20 protein-coding genes and 1 pseudogene are annotated in these 18919 nt (G+C 72.8%); 12 read left to right on the top strand and 9 right to left on the bottom strand.

Annotated elements, in window-relative coordinates; translation table 11 throughout:
• The first annotated feature begins 544 nt into the window (after positions 1-544).
• The 3 genes from ACF1A1_RS36500 (at position 545) to ACF1A1_RS36490 (ending at position 4110) form a co-directional block, all read left to right on the top strand.
• A complete protein-coding gene (locus ACF1A1_RS36500; RefSeq protein WP_392006070.1) occupies positions 545-2014 on the top strand; it encodes an FAD-binding protein in 1470 nt (489 codons plus the stop codon).
• 243 nt (positions 2015-2257) lie between these two features.
• The gene (locus tag ACF1A1_RS36495) at positions 2258-3163 is read left to right on the top strand and encodes a LysR family transcriptional regulator (RefSeq protein ID WP_392006068.1); all 906 of its coding nucleotides are present in this window, start codon (positions 2258-2260) and stop codon (positions 3161-3163) included.
• A complete protein-coding gene (locus ACF1A1_RS36490) occupies positions 3160-4110 on the top strand; it encodes a serine hydrolase (protein ID WP_392006066.1) in 951 nt (316 codons plus the stop codon). The genes ACF1A1_RS36495 and ACF1A1_RS36490 overlap by 4 nt, the downstream gene beginning before the upstream one ends.
• Positions 4111-4484: 374 nt before the next feature.
• Here the strand turns inward: ACF1A1_RS36490 and ACF1A1_RS36485 are convergent, their stop codons facing one another.
• Entirely contained in the window at positions 4485-5267 is a 783-nt protein-coding gene (locus ACF1A1_RS36485) for a class I SAM-dependent methyltransferase (protein WP_392006064.1), read from the bottom strand.
• Between the two features lie 130 nt (positions 5268-5397).
• Here ACF1A1_RS36485 and ACF1A1_RS36480 point away from each other — a divergent pair, with 130 nt between their 5' ends.
• Together ACF1A1_RS36480 and ACF1A1_RS36475 are read left to right on the top strand one after the other, a co-directional pair.
• Entirely contained in the window at positions 5398-6645 is a 1248-nt protein-coding gene (locus tag ACF1A1_RS36480) for a sensor histidine kinase (protein ID WP_392006062.1), read from the top strand.
• Positions 6642-7292 (top strand): response regulator, encoded by a 651-nt coding sequence (locus tag ACF1A1_RS36475; RefSeq protein ID WP_392006060.1) that lies wholly within the window; start codon positions 6642-6644, stop codon positions 7290-7292. The genes ACF1A1_RS36480 and ACF1A1_RS36475 overlap by 4 nt, the downstream gene beginning before the upstream one ends.
• Positions 7293-7424: 132 nt before the next feature.
• On the opposite strand, the gene ACF1A1_RS36470 is transcribed toward ACF1A1_RS36475, so the two are convergent.
• Both ACF1A1_RS36470 and ACF1A1_RS36465 read right to left on the bottom strand, forming a co-directional pair.
• Positions 7425-8168, bottom strand: a complete 744-nt coding sequence (locus ACF1A1_RS36470) for a class I SAM-dependent DNA methyltransferase (protein WP_392006058.1) — start codon at positions 8166-8168, stop codon at positions 7425-7427.
• Between the two features lie 142 nt (positions 8169-8310).
• A complete protein-coding gene (locus tag ACF1A1_RS36465; protein WP_392006056.1) occupies positions 8311-8958 on the bottom strand; it encodes a TetR/AcrR family transcriptional regulator in 648 nt (215 codons plus the stop codon).
• Positions 8959-9168: 210 nt separating this feature from the next.
• On the opposite strand from ACF1A1_RS36465, the gene ACF1A1_RS36460 reads away from it, so the two are divergent.
• The 3 genes from ACF1A1_RS36460 to ACF1A1_RS36450 are packed head-to-tail and all read left to right on the top strand — an operon-like array spanning position 9169 to position 11366.
• Complete coding sequence (locus tag ACF1A1_RS36460; RefSeq protein WP_392006054.1) at positions 9169-9618, top strand: 4-oxalocrotonate tautomerase family protein; 450 nt, start codon at positions 9169-9171, stop codon at positions 9616-9618.
• Complete coding sequence (locus tag ACF1A1_RS36455) at positions 9611-10621, top strand: zinc-binding dehydrogenase (RefSeq protein ID WP_392006052.1); 1011 nt, start codon at positions 9611-9613, stop codon at positions 10619-10621. The genes ACF1A1_RS36460 and ACF1A1_RS36455 overlap by 8 nt, the downstream gene beginning before the upstream one ends.
• Positions 10622-10667: 46 nt before the next feature.
• A complete protein-coding gene (locus ACF1A1_RS36450; protein WP_392006050.1) occupies positions 10668-11366 on the top strand; it encodes a PaaI family thioesterase in 699 nt (232 codons plus the stop codon).
• 298 nt (positions 11367-11664) lie between these two features.
• Here the strand turns inward: ACF1A1_RS36450 and ACF1A1_RS36445 are convergent, their stop codons facing one another.
• Both ACF1A1_RS36445 and ACF1A1_RS36440 read right to left on the bottom strand, forming a co-directional pair.
• Positions 11665-12867, bottom strand: coding sequence for a hypothetical protein (locus tag ACF1A1_RS36445; RefSeq protein ID WP_392006048.1), 1203 nt, complete (start codon positions 12865-12867; stop codon positions 11665-11667).
• A gap of 129 nt (positions 12868-12996) precedes the next feature.
• Positions 12997-13524 carry a SigE family RNA polymerase sigma factor gene (locus ACF1A1_RS36440; RefSeq protein WP_392006046.1) on the bottom strand — a complete coding sequence of 176 codons (528 nt, stop codon included), beginning with the start codon at positions 13522-13524 and terminating at the stop codon, positions 12997-12999.
• Positions 13525-13768: 244 nt separating this feature from the next.
• On the opposite strand from ACF1A1_RS36440, the gene ACF1A1_RS36435 reads away from it, so the two are divergent.
• From ACF1A1_RS36435 to ACF1A1_RS36425, 3 genes are all read left to right on the top strand, one after another.
• Positions 13769-14068: a hypothetical protein gene (locus ACF1A1_RS36435; RefSeq protein ID WP_392006044.1), complete on the top strand. Its 300-nt coding sequence runs from the start codon at positions 13769-13771 to the stop codon at positions 14066-14068.
• A 143-nt stretch (positions 14069-14211) separates the two neighbouring features.
• Positions 14212-14739, top strand: a complete 528-nt coding sequence (locus ACF1A1_RS36430; RefSeq protein WP_392006042.1) for a hypothetical protein — start codon at positions 14212-14214, stop codon at positions 14737-14739.
• Between the two features lie 488 nt (positions 14740-15227).
• Complete coding sequence (locus tag ACF1A1_RS36425) at positions 15228-15686, top strand: nuclear transport factor 2 family protein (RefSeq protein WP_392006040.1); 459 nt, start codon at positions 15228-15230, stop codon at positions 15684-15686.
• A gap of 684 nt (positions 15687-16370) precedes the next feature.
• On the opposite strand, the gene ACF1A1_RS36420 is transcribed toward ACF1A1_RS36425, so the two are convergent.
• The 3 genes from ACF1A1_RS36420 to ACF1A1_RS36410 all read right to left on the bottom strand — a co-directional run bounded on the left by ACF1A1_RS36420 (position 16371) and on the right by ACF1A1_RS36410 (position 17648).
• Positions 16371-16526: a hypothetical protein gene (locus tag ACF1A1_RS36420; protein ID WP_392006038.1), complete on the bottom strand. Its 156-nt coding sequence runs from the start codon at positions 16524-16526 to the stop codon at positions 16371-16373.
• Between the two features lie 44 nt (positions 16527-16570).
• Positions 16571-17197, bottom strand: a complete 627-nt coding sequence (locus tag ACF1A1_RS36415; protein WP_392006036.1) for a hypothetical protein — start codon at positions 17195-17197, stop codon at positions 16571-16573.
• A gap of 235 nt (positions 17198-17432) precedes the next feature.
• Positions 17433-17648: a hypothetical protein gene (locus tag ACF1A1_RS36410; RefSeq protein WP_392006034.1), complete on the bottom strand. Its 216-nt coding sequence runs from the start codon at positions 17646-17648 to the stop codon at positions 17433-17435.
• 41 nt (positions 17649-17689) lie between these two features.
• Between ACF1A1_RS36410 and ACF1A1_RS36405 the strand changes: the two are divergent.
• Positions 17690-18026 (top strand): annotated as a pseudogene (locus ACF1A1_RS36405) (SDR family NAD(P)-dependent oxidoreductase); the annotation flags it as partial.
• A 231-nt stretch (positions 18027-18257) separates the two neighbouring features.
• On the opposite strand, the gene ACF1A1_RS36400 reads toward ACF1A1_RS36405, so the two are convergent.
• On the bottom strand, positions 18258-18854 hold the full coding sequence (locus ACF1A1_RS36400; RefSeq protein WP_392006032.1) for an ABATE domain-containing protein: 597 nt from the start codon (positions 18852-18854) through the stop codon (positions 18258-18260).
• Positions 18855-18919: the final 65 nt, after the last annotated feature.

The following is an 18919-nucleotide window of genomic DNA, read 5'->3' as shown; positions in this document are numbered from 1 at the left end:
GCCAGCGATTCTGCGGCACGACCGGGGCCTTGCCGCAAGCCCCCCGGTGCGCTATAGGTTGAGAGTGGCGAGGGGTGGGTCTGCTGTGCCTTTCTCCGTCCGCTGTCGCGGAACCACATGACCGACCGGACGGTTCCTGAGAGCCGCTACTCAACCACTCGCGCGCGAGTCCCGTTCGTGCGGCCGGACCGCTGCCCCGCTGCCCCTGGCCGCCGCCCTCGGTCGTCACACGGTGTGGTGCGGCGCGCCACCGAGACTCCGGTGGAAGAGGCGAGACGGCGGCCGACCCCGTACCCCCCTCGCCGCCGGCGCTCACAGGCCACCGCGCTCCCGGACCGGATGAGAAACGGTCGACGCGACGCCCGACTCCCCTCCCCGCCGTCCGGCACGCCCCGGCCGCCGCCGGCCTCGTCCTGCCGGGCTTCGTGCCGCCGGGGCCGCCGATGGACCGGCGAACCGGTGGGATCCGGCACGAGACGGAGTGAACTCCCTTAGGATGTCGTGGATTTGGCCATTTCCCGGCGTTTGAGAGGTGGTAGTGCGCATGTCCCGCACACCGTCAAGACGTACCGTTCTGCGCGGACTCACCGTGACGGGGGCGGCGGTGATCGGCTTCGACCCCGCCGGCCGGAGCTGGGCCGCCGCGTCCGAGTCCGGTAGGGAGCTGGCCGGGATACCCCGGCTGTCCGGGACCCTCCACACGGACGAGTCGTCACTCAGCGCCGCAGCCGACGACTACGGCCACATCGTGCACCACCGCCCCGTCGCGGTCCTGCGCCCGGGTTCGGTCCAGGACGTCGTCGCCATGGTCCGGTTCTGCAACGAGCACCGCCTGCCGGTCGCGCCGCGCGGCCAGGGGCACGCCCCGTTCGGCCAGGCACAGGTGCAGGACGGCCTGGTCGTCGAGACCACGCCCCTCGCGGACATCGGTCCTCTGGGGCCGCAGAGCACCACCGTCACCGTCGGCGCCGGCGCCAGATGGAGCGACGTGGCCAAGGCCACACTCGCCCACGGCCTCACTCCGCCCGTCTTCACCGACTACCTCGAACTCTCCGTCGGCGGCACCCTGTCCGTCGGCGGCATGGGTGGCCAGGCCCACCGGCACGGTGCTCAGGTCGACAACGTCACCCAACTCCGCGTCGTCACCGGGGCGGGCGAACTGGTGCGCTGCTCCCCGTCCCAGCGCCCCGACCTCTTCCACGCCGTCCTGGCCGGCCTCGGCCAGTGCGGCATCATCGTGGAAGCCACCCTGCGCCTGGTGCGCGCTCCCGAGACCGTACGCCACTACCAGTTGTCCTACGACGACCTGGAGACCTTCCTCGACGACCAGCGCGCCCTCGTCGAGGAGGGCCGCTTCGACTACGTCGAGGGCCAGGTCTCCGCCGACGCCGACGGAGCCTTCCGCGTCTACACCCTGGAGGCGGTGGCCTACGGCCCGCCGGCCGGTCCCGCACCGGACGACACGGCGCTCCTGCGCGGCCTGCGCCACGATCCCTCCACCGTCCACCGCGCCGACCTGCCCTACTACGACTTCCTCGACCGGCTGGCCCCGGTCATCGCGGCCATGAAGGAGGCCGGCGTCTGGTCGTACGCCCACCCCTGGCTCAACCTCATGCTCCCCGGGGATTCCGCCGCCACCCTCAGCGCGCGGATGCTGGACGCCCTCACCCCGGCCGACCTGGGCCCCGGCGTCATCCTCTTCTACCCCCTGCTGCGCGACCGCCTCACCACCCCGCTGCTGCGCACCTCCGACGAGGAGGTGTCGTACCTCTTCGACATCCTGAGCGCCGTCCCGCCGAACGACACCGCCGCCATCGACCGCCAACTGGCGGCCAACCGGTCCGCCTACGAGGCCGTCGCCGCGGCCGGCGGCACCCAGTACCCCGTCGGCAGCATCCCCTTCACGCCCGCGGACTGGCGAACCCACTTCGGCCCGGCCTGGCGGCTGCTGGAGTCGGCGAAGCGCACGTACGACCCAGGGGGCATCCTGGTCCCGGGCCAGGGCATCTTCTGAGCCCGCCCCGGTGACCGGGGCGGGCGGTCCCTCGCCGCCGTACCGGCCTCGACGAGGCCGTACCGCCCCGCCCCGACATCACCGGAGCCCCCTCCCTCCCCGCCCGCACGCGGTGAAGCTCCCGGCGGACGGGTCGTCGAACCGGGACGACCCGTCCGTCGCGGGCCCGTACTCCTGGAGGACGGCGTCCACCGCCGGCAGGACACGGACGCGCTCCCATACCGCTTTGGCATAGTGGGGTCCGTGGATCTTGTTGCGGCGTGCCGTGCGTTCGTCAATGTGAGCGAGCACGGCAGTTTCACGGTGGGCGCGGCGGCGGCCCGGACGGCCCAGTCCGTCGTGAGCCGCCGTATCGCCGCACTGGAGCAACGCCTCGGCGGGCGGCTGCTGGAGCGCTCCTCCCGCGCGGTGACCCTGACGCCGTTCGGCCGTGACATGCTGCCGGCGGCCAGACAACTCGTGCAGGTCGCAGAGCGCCTCGAGCACGAGGCGGAGGCCGCGCGGCACCGGCCGCTGAGGCTCGCCGTCCCCGCCATCTGCTCCACCGGCGCGCTGGCCCGCCTCATCGCCGACGCTCGCGGCCACGGGATCCTCCTCGAACCGCGCCCCGCCGCGGCGGCCGAGCGCGCCGACCTCGTGACGACCCGTCAGGTGCATGCGGCTCTGCTGGCGGTGCCCGCCACCGAGGCGGCCTGGACCGTACCCCTGGGCCTGGCCGTCGCGGACGGCGCGGACGACGGGCCGATGTACCTGGACACCCTCCGCCCCGGCCGGGCCGACCGCGCGCTACGCCCCCGGCGCGTGTGGCTCCAGCCGGAGGACGACGTGCCGCACATCCGGGACCGTCTGGCCCGTGTGTGTGACGCCGTCGGACTGCGTCCCGTACAGCTCGCCGTCGCCCCGTCCGTGGCCGCCGCCGCGGCGGACGTACTGAGCGGGGCCGACGCGCTGCTGTGCTCGCCCACACAGGCGAGGGAACTCGGCCTGCACTGGCGGCCCGTCGGCGAGCTCGGCCCCGGCCTCATGAGGGGTTTCTCCCTGGCGGCGGCCGAAGAGGCGGACTCCGACGCCGCCCGCGTCCGTCAGGTCTGCGCGCACGGTATCGCCCGATCCCTCGGCGCGGCAGAGCACCCGGAGGTGGCTCCGTGAACACCGGCACCGGCGGACTCCTCAGGGAGCTGCGCCAGTCGCTGCGGGACGGCGGGCTCAACGGCTCGTTCCTGGTCCGCGATCTGGACACGGGGGAGGAGCTCGGCATCGACCCCGACGTCGAGTTCCCGGCCGCGTCCCTGGTGAAGGTCCCGCTCGCCCTGGCGACACTGGAACGCATCCGGCGCGGCGAACTCGACGGCGCGACCGTGATCGAGGTGCAACCCGGACGGATCACCACGCCGGGGCCGACCGGAATGAGCCGGTTCCGCCACGCCGCCCGCATCGCCGTGGACGACCTGCTCTACCTCAGCACCTGCATCAGCGACAACGTCGCCGCCGACGCTCTCTTCGCCCTCACCCCGCCCTCCCAAGTGGCTGAGTACCTGCGGCAGTTCGGGGTGCGCGGCATCGCCGTGCGCCACATGATGCACGAGCTCACCGACACCCCGGTGGAGCGGTTCGACACGGCGGAGGTGCACCTCGCCCACGCTCTCGCGATCGACGCCGGCACCCCGGGGCGCGGCCACAGGGTGCCGCAACTCGACATCTCGCGCGCGAACACCGGTACGGCACGCGCGTTCGTCGATCTCCTCCAGGCCATCTGGCGGGCGCGGCCCGACTCCACCCGCCCAAGCCCTCCGGCGATACCCCCCGAGGTCGCCGAACGCCTGCGCGACCTCCTGGCCGACAATCTCGTGCGCCACCGTCTCGCCCCGGACTTCGCCTCCGACGTCACCACCTGGTCGTCGAAGACGGGCAACCTGCTCAACCTGCGCCACGAGGTCGGCGTCGTCGAACACGCCGACGGCCCCGTCTACGCCGTGGCCGTCCTGACCGAGTCGAGGGTGGCCGCAGGTGACCAGCCCGCCGCCGACGCCCTCATGGGACAGGTCGCCCGACGCCTTCGCGACGAGCTCCGTTCGAGGTCGGCTCACAGGCGGTGAGGCAGACGGCCCGCGCCGGGTCCTGTGCCGCATCGCCAACGCCGCACGCAGGGTGCGCCGGCCGCCGAACGACCGTCGCCGGCGAGAACACGGGCGACGGCGTCGTGATCGCCTTCCCGGCCGCGACCACCGGCATCACCGCCGACGGCTCCTGGCTGTACGGCGGCGGCTCCTTCGCCACCTCGGGCACGGACGCGCTCTTCGGCGCCGCGATCGACGAGTGACGTGCACCGGCACCCCTACCGCGCCCAGCCCCCGGCGCCGGGGCCGGCCTCCGGCGCCGGGGCCGGCCTCCGGCGACCGGACGTCGCCACCGCGCCGGGGGTGGCCGCCTGCGGCGAGCCCCCGGGCTCCGCGAAGGCCGGCCCGGGCGGTCAGCTCCCGTCGCCGTGGGTGACGCGGATCTTGGACTGGCCGTGCGGGAGTTCCTCCCAGTCGTCCATGAAGCGGGCCCGCAGTCCGTGCCGTTCGGCCAGGGCCACGAGCGTCTCGGTGCGGTAGTAGAAGTCCTCCCACAGCACGTGGTGCTCCTCGCCCTCGGTCCGGTCGAAGGTGAAGTCGAACCAGCCGCCCGGCGCGAGCACCCGGCCCACGTGGGCCAGGCACTCCTCGATGACGGAGAGCGGCGAGTGGGAGAAGACGCTGTGCGCGTGCACCACGTCGAAGCGGGCCTCCGGCAGGAACCGCAGGGTCAGATCGCGGACGGGGGTCAGGGTGGGGAGCCGCTGTTGCAGACCCATCTCCACGACGGTGTCCTGCGCGGCGAAGAGGATGTCGGGGGAGATGTCGATGCCGTGGTAGTGCCCCGGCTCCAGGTGTCGGATGAACCGCCAGCCTCCCCGCAGGTTGCCGCAGCCGATCTCCAGCATGCGGTGCTCGGGGCGCAGACCGTGCCCGACCAGGTAGTCGAACTGCATCGCCCCGAGCGCCAGCCACCGCTCACGGCTGCGGCTGCCGACCGCCGCGTCCGGGTCGGCGCGGGTGTCGGAACGCATCACGGCGCGGTAGTAGGAGATGTGGTCGGTGTGCCGGCGGCGCAGCCACACGTCCCGGCCGGCGCGGGCCAGATGGCGCGGCACCCGGCCGGGGTGGCGCATGGCGTAGGCGATGCGGTGGCCGAGGGCGGCGCGGTTCGCGGTGAGGTTCTTGGCGGTCATGGCTCCAGCCTCGGGCACGAGCCGCGCCGCCGGCTCGGTCAACGCGCTGCGGTCCCCAAGGCATTCGGGCGATTCCCATGTCAGCCGATCGGTTGATGCGGTGCCGGTGTGGACGCGTTAGACACGGAGGATGGAACACACCGATCCGGACGAGCGCTGGCTGGCCGCGGTCGTGCACGCCGCGTTCTTCGTGCTGCTCGGCTCCTCGTTCGCCCGCTACCTGACCCGCGACCAGGGGGCGCACACCGGGTGGGTGGTGGCCCTGTTCGCGGCCTTCTGTCTGCTGTACGTCCTCGGGCGCTCCCTGGCGCCGGCACCACGTCCCGGCTCACCGGCCACACCGCGTCATCTGGTCTGGCTGGGCTCGGTGTCCGCCGTCTGGGTGGTGCTCCTCGTCCTCGCGCCGAGCGCCACGTGGTGCGCGATGCCCCTGCTGTTCGCCGGTCTGCACGCACTGTCCCCGCGGATCGCGGTGCCGCTCGCCGCCGTGCTCACCGCGCTGGTCGTCGCCTCCCAGGTGCGGGTGGCCGACGGCACGCTCAACCCCAACATGGTGCTCGCCCCGCCGGCCGTCGCCGCGGTCGCCACCGCCGTACTCGTCCATCTGCAACGGCAGGGGGCCCGGCAGCGGGTCCTCATCGAGGACCTGGTGCGCACCCGCCACGACCTCGCGGCCACCGAACGGCGGGCGGGGGTGCTGGCAGAACGCCAGCGGCTGTCCTCGGAGATCCACGACACCCTGGCGCAGGGCCTGTCCAGCCAGCGGATGCTGCTCCAGACGGCCGACCGCGTCTGGGGCACGGACCCGGACGCGGCCCGTGCGCACGTCCGCGAAGCGGCCGGGATCACCTCCCGCAGCCTCGCGGAGGCCCGCCGGTTCGTTCACGACCTGGCGCCGGCCGATCTCACCGGCCGCTCGCTTCCCGACGCGCTCGCCGCGCTCGCCGCGCGGGAGAGCGGCCCGGGCCTGACGGTGGAGTTCCGGCTCGACGGCGATCCGGGCCGGCTGCCGCGACGGCTGGAGGCCACGCTCCTGCGCATCGCCCAGGGGGCGCTGGCCAACGTACGCGAGCATGCCGCGGCGACACGGGCCGCGGTGACCCTGACCTGCCTGGACGACCAGATCTCGCTGGACGTCGCCGACAACGGCCGCGGATTCGACGTGGACCGCCCGGCCCCGCCGACCGCGTCGGACCCGGGCCGGGCGCGCGGGCACGGGCTGCCGGCCATGCGCATCCGGGCCCGGCAGGCGGGCGGCACGCTCGCCGTGGAGTCCACGCCGGGCGAGGGATCCGTAGTATCGGCGGCCGTCCCCTTGCCGCCCTCGCCCTCCCCGGCCCCGTCCGTCCCCCACACCCCCGAGGAGGCCGCCCTGTGAACGCGTCGGCGCCCCCACCGCCCACCGTCAGACTGGTGCTGTGCGACGACCACGCCGTGGTACGGGCCGGTCTTCGCGCCCTGCTGTCCAGCGCCGACGGCATCGAGGTCGTCGGTGAGGCGGGCAGCGGCGAGGAGGCGCTCGCCCTGGCCGCCCGCCTGCGCCCCCACGTGGTGCTGATGGACCTTCAGCTCGACGGCGGCATGGACGGCGTGACGGCCACACGGCGCCTGACCTCCGGCGATACGACGGGCCCCCGCGTGCTGGTGCTCACCATGTTCGACACCGACGCCGACATCACCCGCGCCATCGAAGCGGGCGCCACGGGCTACCTGCTCAAGGCCGAGCGACCCGAGGAACTGTTCACGGCGATCCGCGACGCGGCGTCCGGCCGCACCGCGCTGTCGGGGCCCGTGGCCGACCGGCTGCTGACCCGACTGCGCAGCCCGGCCCCCACCCTGTCCACGCGCGAGCACGAGATCCTCGGGCAGCTCGCCCGCGGCCTGGGCAACCGGGAGATCGCCCGGGCCCTGTTCATCAGCGAGGCGACGGTCAAGACCCACCTGGGCCGCATCTACGCCAAGTTGGGGGTCGAGACACGGGCCGGCGCGGTCGCGGTCGCCAAGGAGCGACGGCTGCTTGCGTGAGGCCGGTGCCGTGACGGCCGAGGCGGAGCAGTCGGTGCGACCGCCGGACCCGTCCTGGCCGGCCGGGACATGCCGGTCGCCCGGTCGCCCGGGTCGCCCCCGGCCGCTCTCGGGGCGACGCGCCAGGCGCGGCTACCGCGTGGTCGGGAGGCGGTAGGCGGAGACATGAGAACGCGACTCGGCGGTGAACTCGGCGCCGGCCCAGTCCGCGGTCCTGGACTCCAGCTCGAATCCGGCGAGTTGGGCCATGAGGTCGAGCTCGGCCGGCCAGATGTAGCGGTGGGAGCTGCGGAACAGCCGCGCCTGCTCGGTCTCGTCCAACCGGAAGTGGTGCGATACGACCCGCTGGCGCAGGACGTCGTAGGTGTCGAGGCCGATGTGGTCGGCGGCGGACTCCCAGACGGTGGCGGTCTGGCCCGGTGGGAGCTTGCGCAGCTCGGGGACCCAGAGCTCGACCACGAACCGGCCACCGGGCGTGAGATGGCGGGCGGCGTTGCGGAAGCACTCGACCTGCTCGGCCTGGGTGAGCAGGTTGGAGATCGTGTTGTAGACGAGGTAGACCAGGCTGTAGGTGCCGGGGGCGACGGTGGTCGCCATGTCACCGATGATCACGGGGATCGTCGCTTCGTCCGCCTTGGTGCGCAGCTGTTCCACCATCGGCGGCGACAACTCGATGCCGGTGACGCGGACTCCTCGGCCGGCGAGCGGAACGGCTACCCGGCCGGTCCCGACGGCGAACTCGAGTGCCGCTCCGTCGCCCGCGAGCTCGGCGAGGCGGTCCACGGCCGGGCCCAGCACCTCAGGCGCGAACATGCCGGTGCCGGGCGTGTCGTAGCGCCGCGCAGTGTCGGCGTCCCAGATCTTCTCCTGCTGCATTCCGTCAACGCTCGCCGGTGGCCTGTGCGATGTCCAGTCGTTTTCGGCTCGGCTCGGGACCGGCTGAGCGGCGGAGAGACCGGGCGCCGGGAGGAGAGGGCCGCGGCTGTCCGTGCCGCGCTGGGTGCCTGACATCCGAGGGTTACCGGCTTCGGGTATGCGCTGGGGCGTCCCCGTCGTCCCCGTCCCCGTCGTCCCCGTCCCGAGAGTCCTCGATCGCGGTGAGGATCAGTGTCCGCAGTTGCTCCGCGGTGTGGTCGAGGGGCTGGGTGCTGCGCTTGGCGCGGCACATGGCCACGGTTCCCTCCACGGCCGCGACGATGAGGGTCGCGAGCTGCGCCGCCCGCTCGGGCTCGGCGCCGTGCTCGCGCAGCGAGGCGGCCAGCAGGCCCTCCCATGCGCTGAAGACGTCGGCGGCGGCCGCGAGGGCGGCGGGCGTCTCGTCCGTCGGAGGTTCCTCGATCGAGACGGCGAGGACGGGGCAGCCGGCCCGGAAGTCGCTGTCGACGACGATCTTGCGCCACAGATCCAGGAAGGCCCGCAGCCCGGCGACCGGGCCCGCCTCCAGCTCCTTGCGCAGGCTGCGCGAGACCCACTCGCCCGTGTGGCGGACGGCCTCGGTGGCCAACTGCTGCTTCCCCTCGGGGAAGTAGTGGTACGTCGAGCCGAGCGGCGCCCGGGCGTGCTTGGCCATCTCGCGGATGCTCGTCGCGTTCAGGCCGCGCCGGCTGATCATGTCGGCCGCGCCGGCCACGATCCGCTCACGCGCCGTCGGACTGGGCTTGGTCACGTACGCGATCCCTTCTGATCCCCCTGGCTATAACAACCGTCATAGTCTAGCCTGACCGTCGGCTATGACGACTGTCATAGCCCTGTGTCGTCCCCTTGTGTCGTTTCCACGCGTCGTCCCCTTGTGTCGTTTCCACGCGTCGTCCCCATGCGTCGTTCGCACGCATCGTTTCCACGCGTCGTCCGACGGAGCGAAGAGAGAGGTGTGCCCGTGCCGATGATCCGGCTCACAGCCCCCGCCGGTGCCCTGACCGAACAAGGCCGCGAGAGCGTTCAGCGCGACCTCGCGGCCGTGCTGCTGCGCTGGGAGGGCGCACCCGACACGGCGTTCTTCCGCGCCCAGGCGTGGAGCTACCTCGCCGAACTCCCGGAAGGCGCCCAGATCACCGCCGAGGACGACGCGCCCCGCTTCCTGGTGGAGGTCACCGTCCCGCAGGGGGCCCTGTCCGAGCGCCGCAAGGCGGGCCTGGTCGAGGAGGCGACGAAGACCGTCCTGTCCGCCGCCGGCCTCGCCCAGCACGACGCCCCGCGGGTGTGGGTGCTGGTGCACGAGCAGCCCGACGGCACCTGGGGCGCGGGCGGCTCCGTCGTCCGCTTCGCCGACCTCGTGGCCCTGGCCCAGCGGGACAAGGCGGAGCAGGCGGGGGAGAGCGATGCGTGAACTGACCTACGTCGCGCGGCGCACCGTCGAGTGGCGCGAGGTGCCCGACCCGGAGCTCGGGTCCGACGGGGCGGCGATCGTCGCACCGGTGGCCGCCACGCCGTGCGACGTCGACTCCTCCATCCTGGCCGGTCACGGCTTCGTCGACCCGCCGTTCGCCCTCGGCCACGAGTGCGTCGCCCGGGTCGTGGAGACCGGCGACGCCGTCACCACCGTCACCCCTGGCGACCTGGTCGTGGTGCCCTGGTCCATCAACTGCGGCGCCTGCGACCGCTGCCGGGCCGGGCTGACCGCGCACTGCACCGCCGTGCCGTACATGGCGATGTACGGCGCGCCGATCGGCGGCAGGTGGGGCGGACTCTTCTCCGACCTGGTCCGCGTGCCCTACGCCGACGCCATGCTGGTCCCGCTGCCCGCCGGGCTGGACCCGGTCGCCATGGCCTCGGCCAGCGACAACTGGTCCCTGGCGTGGCGTCTGGTCGCCCCCCACCTCAAGGCCCGGCCCGGAGCGCGGGTACTGGTCGTCGCCCGCGGCAGCATCGGCCTGTACGTGTGCGACATCGCCCGCGCGCTCGGCGCCTCCGAGGTGCTCTACGTCGATCCCGAGCCCGAACACCGCGACCTGGCCCGCACGTTCGGGGCCGACACCGCCGAAGCCCTGGAACCGGTCCCGCAGGGCTTCGACATCGCCGTCGAGGCGACCGGCCGCGTCGGCCAGCTCGCCCTGGCCGTCAAGTGCCTGGCCCCGGAAGGCATCTGCGAGTCGGCGGGCAACCACTTCCGCCCCGGCGAGCTGCCCTTGCTCGACATGTACCTCACCGGCGTCACCCTGCGCGTCGCCCGCGACAACGTACGCGCCCACATCCCCGACGCCCTGGAACTGGCCGCCGGCGGCAAGGTCGCCCCGCGGAACGTGGTCTCCCACGTCATCGACTGGGAGGACCTGCCCGGCGCCCTGCCGGAGAAGCACCTCAAGCCCGTCTTCGTCCGGGCCGATGGCTGAACACACCCGGACCCCACCCCACCACCCCACGGCACCGGGAAACCCGATGCACACCTCCCTCACCGACCCGCCGGCCAGCGGCGCCGCCACCGAACCCACGCCTACGACAGACGAGGAACTGGAGCACCGGAAGGCGGCCATCACCCGCCTCGGCCGCGAACTGCGCGCCCTGGTGGAAGCCACCGTCCGCACCGCCGCCTCCCCGGACACCCTCCACCGGGTGGCCGACGGCGTCCGTCATGTCACCGGCCAGCTGACGGGACGACGGCGCGCACGAGCGGAGATCCCCGAGGTGGACGAATTCCCCGCGGGGCCACGGATGTACAGCCCGGTCACCGGGGCCGGCAGCCCGCTCGCCCCACCGATGCGGGTCACGCTCGCCGACGACGGCCTGACGGGCGAGTGCGTCCTGGGCATCGCCCACGAAGGCCCGCCCGGCTACGGCCACGGCGGCATGAGCGCCATGCTCCTGGACGAACTCATGGGTCGCGCCTGTGCGGCGGCCGGCATGGCCGGCCTGACGATCTCCCTCCAGATGCGCTACCACCGGCCCGTCCCGCTGGAGACGCCGCTGCGGATCGTCGCCCGGGTCACCGGCACGGGCCATCGCAAGTCCTTCGTGACCGGATCGATCACCACCGCGGCGGACCCCGCCACCGACCTGGTCACGGCCGACGGGGTCTTCGTCGCCCCCGACCCGCACCGCACCCGCGCCCTGTTCCCGGAGCTGCGCACGGAACCCTGAGCGCCTGCGGATGCCCACATGAGCGTGCCGCCTTCGCCCGCCTCCCTCGACAGGGAGGCGGGCGAAGGTCGTACGCACGTGCTCCGGCAGATCCCGCCGTCGAGCGCCGGCCCGCACCCCGCTGCGGAATCCCGCCGATCACCTGCCGATGATCCCGACACCTGCCACCAGGTCCATTGCCGCGAACCGGCGGCGTGGCGCCGGCCCGCGCCACGGACGGCAGGGCAGGGCGATGCGGATGCCCGGCGCGAGCCGCCGTGTGGTGCGGACCGCCCCGCGTCGTCGGTGGCCGCCCCCGCTATCGCGCGACGAGCCAGGTCCGGCTCGTGGCGACGGCCTTGAGTTCCTCGACCGTGATCAGGTGCTCGGCGCCGCTCTTGGCGGACGTGGGGCTGGGCGCGTTGTAGGCGGAGACGGACATCCACAGCCCGTTCACCCGGAGTGCGTCGATGCGCAGTTGCTCGACTCCCGGCTGCTTGCCGGGAAGGCGCCGGGTGCTCACCTTCGTGCCGTCGTCGAGGGTCTCGTTCCACGTCTCCTTGTCGCCGGCGGTCCGTACGGCCTCGATGTAGGTCCGCTGTCCCGTCTTCGGGTCGGACACGACGACGTGACCCTCCGCTCCCGAGCCGCCTTCCGAGTGGACGTGGAGGCGCTCGGGCAGCAGAGCCTTCAGGATGGGCAGGATGTCGCCCGGCTCGGCCTCGGATCCCGGCTCGACCGTCCCGAAGGCGTTGGGTTCCCCGTCACGGCCGAACGAGTTGTCGACGAACATCGCCAGATGGCGCAACTTGCCCGGGTTCATCCGGGGATCGCGGGTCACGGGCGCTGCGTCGGCCTGCGTCGCCGACGGCACGTTCTGGGTGGCTACCTCGATGAGGTAGCCGTTGGGCGAGAGCATCGTGACCGCCCATCTCTTGATCCCGCCCGCCTTGCCGGCCTCGGTGTATCCCTTCACGGCCCGGTTGTCGGGCTGTGTCGTGCACTCCTCGTACGGCGAATCCTTCTCGGGCGGACAGGTGATCAGCTTCCTCAGGTCCTGTTCGTCCGGGTCGACACGGCGTACCGAGACCGTGACCCTCGCCGGGCCCCAGCCGTCCTTGAAGTCGATCGTGGCCGTCGCGGGCCGGGTCCGCTGGGTGCTGCCCGCCGCGTGCACCTTCGGGTGGGCGACGGCGATCCCGGCGCGGTTCATGCCGTTGTGGAGCATGTTCTCCATCTCTTCTGCGGTGACCGCGAAGTGCCGGTAGTCAGCCGCCGGTCGCGGCGTCGAGGCATGGCCGCCACGGGTCTTGCCGTCACCGTCGTGCTCCCCGCCCAGTCGGAGGCCGGCCGTGGCCACGAGGGCGACGGCCAGCGCGCTCCCGGCGACGACGGAAGCGCGGCGGCGGGCGAGTCGGCGGCGGCCGCGGGCGAGGCTGCCTTCCACCAGGGAAAGCCGGTCGGCGGTGAAGGTGCCCGCTGTGTGGCGGAGCGCCTTCCCGAGCTCGTCTTCGAAGGGCATACGGAAACCACCAGTTCCTGTGTTGGTGCTGACGCGAAGCGGATTCGGGTGACGGGGCCGGGCCGTCGCGCCGTTCGGCGACGGGCGCCGGCCCGGCTGTCTGCCGTGGAGGAGTGAACGGCCAGGAGGTCAGGCCGGGGTGGTCAGCTCGGCGAGACTGCCTCCCAGCCGTTCGCGCAGCTTCGCCAGCGCCCGGCTCGACCGGCTGCGTACGGCGGCGGAGCTGACGTTCATCGCGTCGGCCGTCTCCTCGACACTGCGGTCCTCCCAGTACCGCAGCACCACGACCGCCCGGTCCTTGGGCGGCAGCTCCCTCAGGGCCTGCAACAGCGCGAGCCTGAGAGCCGGGTCGTCCGCGCCGTGGAGGGGCGGGCCGTCCGGCAGTTCCGCCAGGGGGCGTTCGGCGGCGGAGTACCGCCGCCGATGGGTGAGGAACGTACGGACGAGAACGGTCTGCGCGTACGCCGCGGGGTTGTCGATCCGGGACATACGACCCCACAGGGTGTACATCCGGCTCAGCGTCTCCTGCACCAGATCCTCGGCGAGGTGAGTGTCTCCGCTGGTGAGCAGGCACGCGGAGCGGTGCAGATGACCCGCGCGCCCTGCGGCGAACTCCATGAACTCATCCGTCCGGGATAACGTCCAGGACCTTCTCATTCCCACCCCTCGGCGCCTTTCCGTCGGCCTACACCTCACTGACGCGGTGGACAGCGGCAAATGTTGCAGATGGATTCCCCCACCACTCCGGCAGCACCGTCACCGACGATGCCCGTGCTCCCCGGGGCTCCCGCCGCCGGCATAGGAACCCCTGACGCAATTCCGCGACACCTGGGGGGCGGCGACCTGTCACGGGTTTCGCCGAGGGCCGATGGAGGAGGCGTATCGGGGTACTTGGGCCGGCATGGCACCGAACACTGATCACGCCGAAGCCGTCCGCGCCGTGCGGCAGCTGCGCCGGATCCGCACTCTCTACGCGGGCGGCGCCCTCTTGTGGGCGGCATCGGCCGCATGGGGAGGATGGGACGACCCCGGAAGCCGGCAGATGTGGGTCTCCGTGCTCTTCCTGGCGGTCTTCACCGGTCTGCTGGCCGTGACGTCCCTGTGGCTGTGGCGGCAGGAGGCCGCCGGTACGGGGAGGCCCGCGCCCGCCCACCACGCCGCCCAGCGGAGGATGGTGTGGCGTCGTCACGCGGACGCCTGAGCGCCGGCAGCCGTGTGGACCGGGACCGCCCCGCCGGGGGAGGTCCCGGTCCACACCGCTGGCTCGCCCGGCCCGGCCCGGACCGGGGGAGGCGGTGGGAGGCACCCTCGACACACCGAAGCCGCTCGCCGACACTGGGCATCGTGGGGGACAGCGCGGTGTGGGTTGCGGTTTTCACCGGCGGCACGGCGGTCCTGGCGAGCTGGGTGACCACTCTCGGGAACGCGCGGGCGGCAAGGGTCCAGGCGGAGACGTCCGTTCAGGCCCAGCACCGTGACCGGGTCAGGAACAGCCGGCGCAACGCCTACCTGGATCTGATGGAGCAGGCACACGCCACCGGCGAGCTGTACTGGAGAGTCGGCGACGTGTACGTGCAACTCACCGACCAAGCCGACCGGCTGGCGCGCATCGAGGACATCCGAACCCACCTGCGCAACGCCTTCGACGCGCTCATGCGCTGTGTGCGCGTCATCGTGCTGGAAGGCCCCGAGACCGTGGCCCAGGCCGCCCGCGGCGTGCTGGGAGCGGCCTACGAGGCCAACTCGGCCCTGTGGCGCGTTGCCGAGGGCGAACCACAGGCACGTGAACGCTTCGACGAAGCCCAGGAACGCTTCCGGCACCGTCTGGAAGAGTTCATCGAAGCAGCCCACGCAGCCGTCGGCACCGCGTAGAACGAACAGGCCTCCCGCAAGCCGACCACCGGTCGGCGCCGGCCCCCGTCGCGGCCAGGACGTCGAGGCCGTTCGCGCGTACCTCGCCGGGCAGAGAACCGCGCTCTCGACACGCAGGAAGCGGCCGCCCGCGACTCCAGGGTGATCATCCCCGTCGTGCCGGTCATGGTTCCTCACGGCAGTTGACCGCCACCGACGACCGTGACCTGGACCTCCTGCCGCCCCGCCCCGCCCGGGAACCGCAAACACGTCCGTCTGCTCCGGAGGTGTTCAGTCCGATCCGCCGCAGTGATGGCACGAGCGGGGGCAGCAGTATGGCGGCCACCGTCTTCCTCCCACGGACCTCCGTCGAAGAGACTGCGCCCCGTCGCTGTTGGCCGCTCATTACCCCGGGGGTAATCGACCCCCTGCCCACCCCGCGGCACGATCGAGCACATCGACGGGAACCCCCGCCGGGATCCGAGCCCCGCAGCCGCGAGGAGAGCGCCATGTCCGTCAAGTCCCCTTTCGAGACGACGAGTTCAGCCACCGCTACACGTTCCGTCACCGAGGCCACCCGGGCCGTCGTGCAGGAGTTCGTTACCGCCCGGGTGGCCGGGGACACCGGGCGGCTCGTCGAGCTCTTCGCCGACGAGGTCGACTGGATGCTCGCCGAGAACCCCACCGTCCCGTGGATCCGCCCGCGGTCCACCGCCGCCGAATGCGCCGCCCAGTTCACGGAGTTGATGGAGCACACCGTGCCCGAGGACGCGCGCGCCTCCGTCCGCACCTTCCTCGTCGACGGCACCGACGCCGTCCTGATGGGGCACGTGGCGGGGACCGTACGCGCGACGGGAAAGTCCTTCGAGGGCCCGTTCGCGCTGCACCTCACCGTCGAGGACGGCCGGATCACCCGGCACCACCTCTACGAGAACAGCCTGTCGATCGCCGAGGCCTGCGCCCCCTGAGGGCGCGGGGGCGGCCGGGCCCCGCAGGGCTGTCCTACGGCGTCCCGCGTCACCCGTCGCCGGGACGGCCACGGCGGCGTCCCGAACCGGATCCATGCCCGCAGGGGCGACGATCCGACCACATCACGCGGCGCTGGTCAGGGCCGACGCGGCGGCCCGATGAGAGCGGCCTCGAGGGCCTCACCGGTCATCTCGATCACCACGGCATCGTCTTGCCTGGCCGGTGGCAGGTGCGCGCGCTCTTCCGCCCGGCACACGACCCCGGCCCTGCTCGGACCTCCCCCATACGACAGGAGCAGGCCGGAACACGGCCCTCACCCCGCTGATGCCGTTGTCGGTCACCCAGTGCTGAGGCGCCGGGCCCCCGCCCCGAGTGCGCGTCGGCGCAGGTGTCACCACCAACGGGGCCGACCCCACGGCGCGTCCGGCGCCGGCGACCGCGGCAGGTCCCTGCCTGACACGGCAGAGACGATCACACCGACGTCAGCGCGGGATCAGCGCGCCTTCGTCCGTGACCGTCAGGCGCGCCTGGTGGCCGCCCGGCGAGCGGTCGTGCACCTGTCCGCGACACACCTCTTCCCCCGTGCAACAGCCGGGGGAGAGGCGTCCTCGAGGGCGGGCCACCGGCCGGGCGCCCGCGCCGGGCCATCGCGGAGCCCGGGCGCGTTGCCTGGGACTGGGGACCTACCGGTCTCGCCGCAGGAGTTCACGCAGCCTTCGGACCGCGCCGATCCACGCTGTGGCGAGTGTCTCGAAGTCGCTGGCGAGCTTCGCGCCCAGCACGCACACGAGACTGATGAATCCGATCACCGCGAGCACCCACAGGGTCGGACCTTCCACTGACGCACCTTTCGAAAGCGGCGGCTACCGCCTCTGTCGAAAGGTCAGGCGGCGAGCACGCAGGAGTTGGAGGAGAACGGCGACGCGGCCGGTCCTCCGGGCGCTCGAGGGACGAGCGGCGCGGCGAGGCGGATCACCCCGCAGGGAGACGACTCGTGGGGAGGCGCTGGTGACCGGAACCCGTGGCGGCCGGCACCGAGCACCGCGTGCAGGAGCTCCACAGCGAGGAGCTGGAACCGTCCGGCAGCTTCGGCCGCGTCGACGAGTTCGTCGAGCGTCGGCAGGGGTCCTGCCATCCACACCGGAGTCGAGTCGGCTGTCGGTGCCGTGATCGACGGAACCCGGGTTGCTTCCTCAGCGGACCTGAGAAGTGACCGGGTGAACTCGACGGCGTCCCAATGCTCCTGGGCTTCGTCCAGGGCCGTTCTCAAGTCGTCGACAACGAGAACGACGTGCAGGGCCTCCCCTGCGGCACGGGTCTTTCCCGTCCCCGTGTAGTGCTGAAGCAGGGCCGTGCGCATCAGCCGCAGCGACTCCAACACGCTCGCCATGACGCTGGAGTTTGCTCCGAGCATCAACGTCAAGTCGACGTCGGACAAGGGTGCTACCGATGTGACATGCCGGTACGACCCCCTGCCAGGGGTCGCGGTGGCTGCTGCTGCATCGGACATGGCCCGCAGTGTAGGCGGTGAGGCCAACCGGTCGGGCGCGGTTCGCGCATTCGCCTGCCGACCGCGGTGTCCCGGCGGTGGACGGCCCTGGGGCGCGGTGGCCAACGGCGCCGCCGCCGAGGTGAATCCGGCGGCAGCGCCTGTCGATACCCGTGGTGGGTGCGCTCGTGGCAGCTCACACGGTGGTTCTTCCGTTCACCGGCTACCGGTGGGGCAGTTCGCGGGGGCGTGCGGCTCACGCGAGGGGGTCGAGGACGAGGTATCCGTCCAGGCGGGACACCCGGCCGGTGTCCGGGTCGGGCGGGAGGGCGTGGCCGAGGTCGCCTGCGCGGACCTGGCCGATCCACTGGTCGTGCTGGTACTCGTGGTTGATGAGGGCGACCAGGAGATGGGTGGCGACGACGGTGAGCTGGGCCGGGGCGGCGACGCGGCCGACGGCGATGTCGTTCATCCGGCCGTGCACGCGTTCGGCGACGGTGTCGCGGAACGCACCAGGCCATCGCCGCGACGCCGTCGTCGGCGTACTCCATGGCCAAGGCCGGACTGCACTCCCTCACCCAGCACCTGGCCCTGGAACTCGCCCGGCACGGCATCCGGGGGCAACGCGGTCGCCCCCGCCGTCGTCCGCACCCCCATCCACGATGAGTTCATCCCCAAGGCGGACATCGACTCCGCGCTCGACGGGTTCGACTCCTTCCACCCCCCGGGCCGTACGGGAACGCCCGACGACGTCGCCGCCACGGTGGCGTTCCTGCTGTCCGACCACACCGACTGGGTCACCGGCGCGGTCTGGGACGTCGACGGCGGCGTCATGGCCGGACGCAACTGACCAACCCTCTCGATCGGACCGCAGGCAGCCGGGCCCGCCCCGCCCGGTTCCCAGCCGGCGACGCGCGGCGCTGTCACACCGGTGCTGGGCGGCGGGCACCGGGCACGGCCGGGGCGCCCGGCGGCAACGACCATCCGCCGCCCGGGTGGCCCCACGGTCGGCCCGGGACACGGTCAGGGGTGGGGCGCCGGGGCAAGGAGCAGGAGAACCCCGGCTGTTGCCGCTGGTGCGTTACCCGGCGTTGCCGCTGCGTCGGGCGTAGGCGCGGGCGGCGCGGGCGCGGTCGCCGCAGCGGGTGGAGCACCAGTGGCGGCGGCCGTGGCGGAGCAGGTAGCGGTTGCAGGGGGTGGAGCCGCAGGCGGTGAGGCGCTCGGCGTCGGGAGAGGTGAGCAGGTCGGCGGCGTCGGCGGCGAGGGTTGCCAGGGCGTGGTCGACGATCTGGGTGGTGGGGTGCGGGGCGGCGCGGTAAGGGCCGGCCTTGTCGTCCCACCGCAGCAGGGGGGCGGTGGGCACGCGGGTGAGGGCGTCGTTGACGGCGCTCAGGGCGGCGGGGAGGGCGGGGAGTGCCGCGACACGGGAGGCGAACAGCGACCTGATCTGTTCGCGCAGGGAGCGCAGCTGTGTCGCGCACATCTCCTGCATGCCGGCGTCCGCCGGGGCGAGGCCGCGTTCCGTCAGCCACTGGTTCGCTCCGGCGGGGGTGCCGAGCTGGTCGATGTAGTGCCCACCGGGCAGTGCGACGGCGCTGTTGGCGAGGGCGAGAGAGGGGTACCGCTCCGCGCCCGGCGCGGGAGGCACGGCCGACTCCGCGGTCGCGATCTCTTCCATGGCCCTCATGGTACGACCTCCGGCATCCATGACTCTCACGGTATTGCTTGCGGTCATCCGTGAGA

The sequence above is a fragment of the Streptomyces sp. NPDC014995 genome, from assembly GCF_043080745.1.
GTDB lineage: Bacteria > Actinomycetota > Actinomycetes > Streptomycetales > Streptomycetaceae > Streptomyces.
This window is presented reverse-complemented; position numbering and strand designations above follow the sequence as displayed.

Excerpts from the sequence above, each read along its gene's own strand:
- ACF1A1_RS36455 (WP_392006052.1), top strand. The coding sequence starts at position 9,611 with ATGCGTGAACTGACCTACGTCGCGCGGCGCACCGTCGAGTGGCGCGAG.
- ACF1A1_RS36425 (WP_392006040.1), top strand. The coding sequence starts at position 15,228 with ATGTCCGTCAAGTCCCCTTTCGAGACGACGAGTTCAGCCACCGCTACA.
- ACF1A1_RS36415 (WP_392006036.1), bottom strand. The coding sequence starts at position 17,197 with ATGTCCGATGCAGCAGCAGCCACCGCGACCCCTGGCAGGGGGTCGTAC.
- ACF1A1_RS36410 (WP_392006034.1), bottom strand. The coding sequence starts at position 17,648 with ATGAACGACATCGCCGTCGGCCGCGTCGCCGCCCCGGCCCAGCTCACC.
- ACF1A1_RS36400 (WP_392006032.1), bottom strand. The coding sequence starts at position 18,854 with ATGGAAGAGATCGCGACCGCGGAGTCGGCCGTGCCTCCCGCGCCGGGC.
- ACF1A1_RS36485 (WP_392006064.1), bottom strand. The coding sequence starts at position 5,267 with ATGACCGCCAAGAACCTCACCGCGAACCGCGCCGCCCTCGGCCACCGC.
- ACF1A1_RS36450 (WP_392006050.1), top strand. The coding sequence starts at position 10,668 with ATGCACACCTCCCTCACCGACCCGCCGGCCAGCGGCGCCGCCACCGAA.
- ACF1A1_RS36445 (WP_392006048.1), bottom strand. The coding sequence starts at position 12,867 with ATGCCCTTCGAAGACGAGCTCGGGAAGGCGCTCCGCCACACAGCGGGC.
- ACF1A1_RS36480 (WP_392006062.1), top strand. The coding sequence starts at position 5,398 with ATGGAACACACCGATCCGGACGAGCGCTGGCTGGCCGCGGTCGTGCAC.
- ACF1A1_RS36470 (WP_392006058.1), bottom strand. The coding sequence starts at position 8,168 with ATGCAGCAGGAGAAGATCTGGGACGCCGACACTGCGCGGCGCTACGAC.
- ACF1A1_RS36440 (WP_392006046.1), bottom strand. The coding sequence starts at position 13,524 with ATGAGAAGGTCCTGGACGTTATCCCGGACGGATGAGTTCATGGAGTTC.
- ACF1A1_RS36435 (WP_392006044.1), top strand. The coding sequence starts at position 13,769 with ATGGCACCGAACACTGATCACGCCGAAGCCGTCCGCGCCGTGCGGCAG.
- ACF1A1_RS36500 (WP_392006070.1), top strand. The coding sequence starts at position 545 with ATGTCCCGCACACCGTCAAGACGTACCGTTCTGCGCGGACTCACCGTG.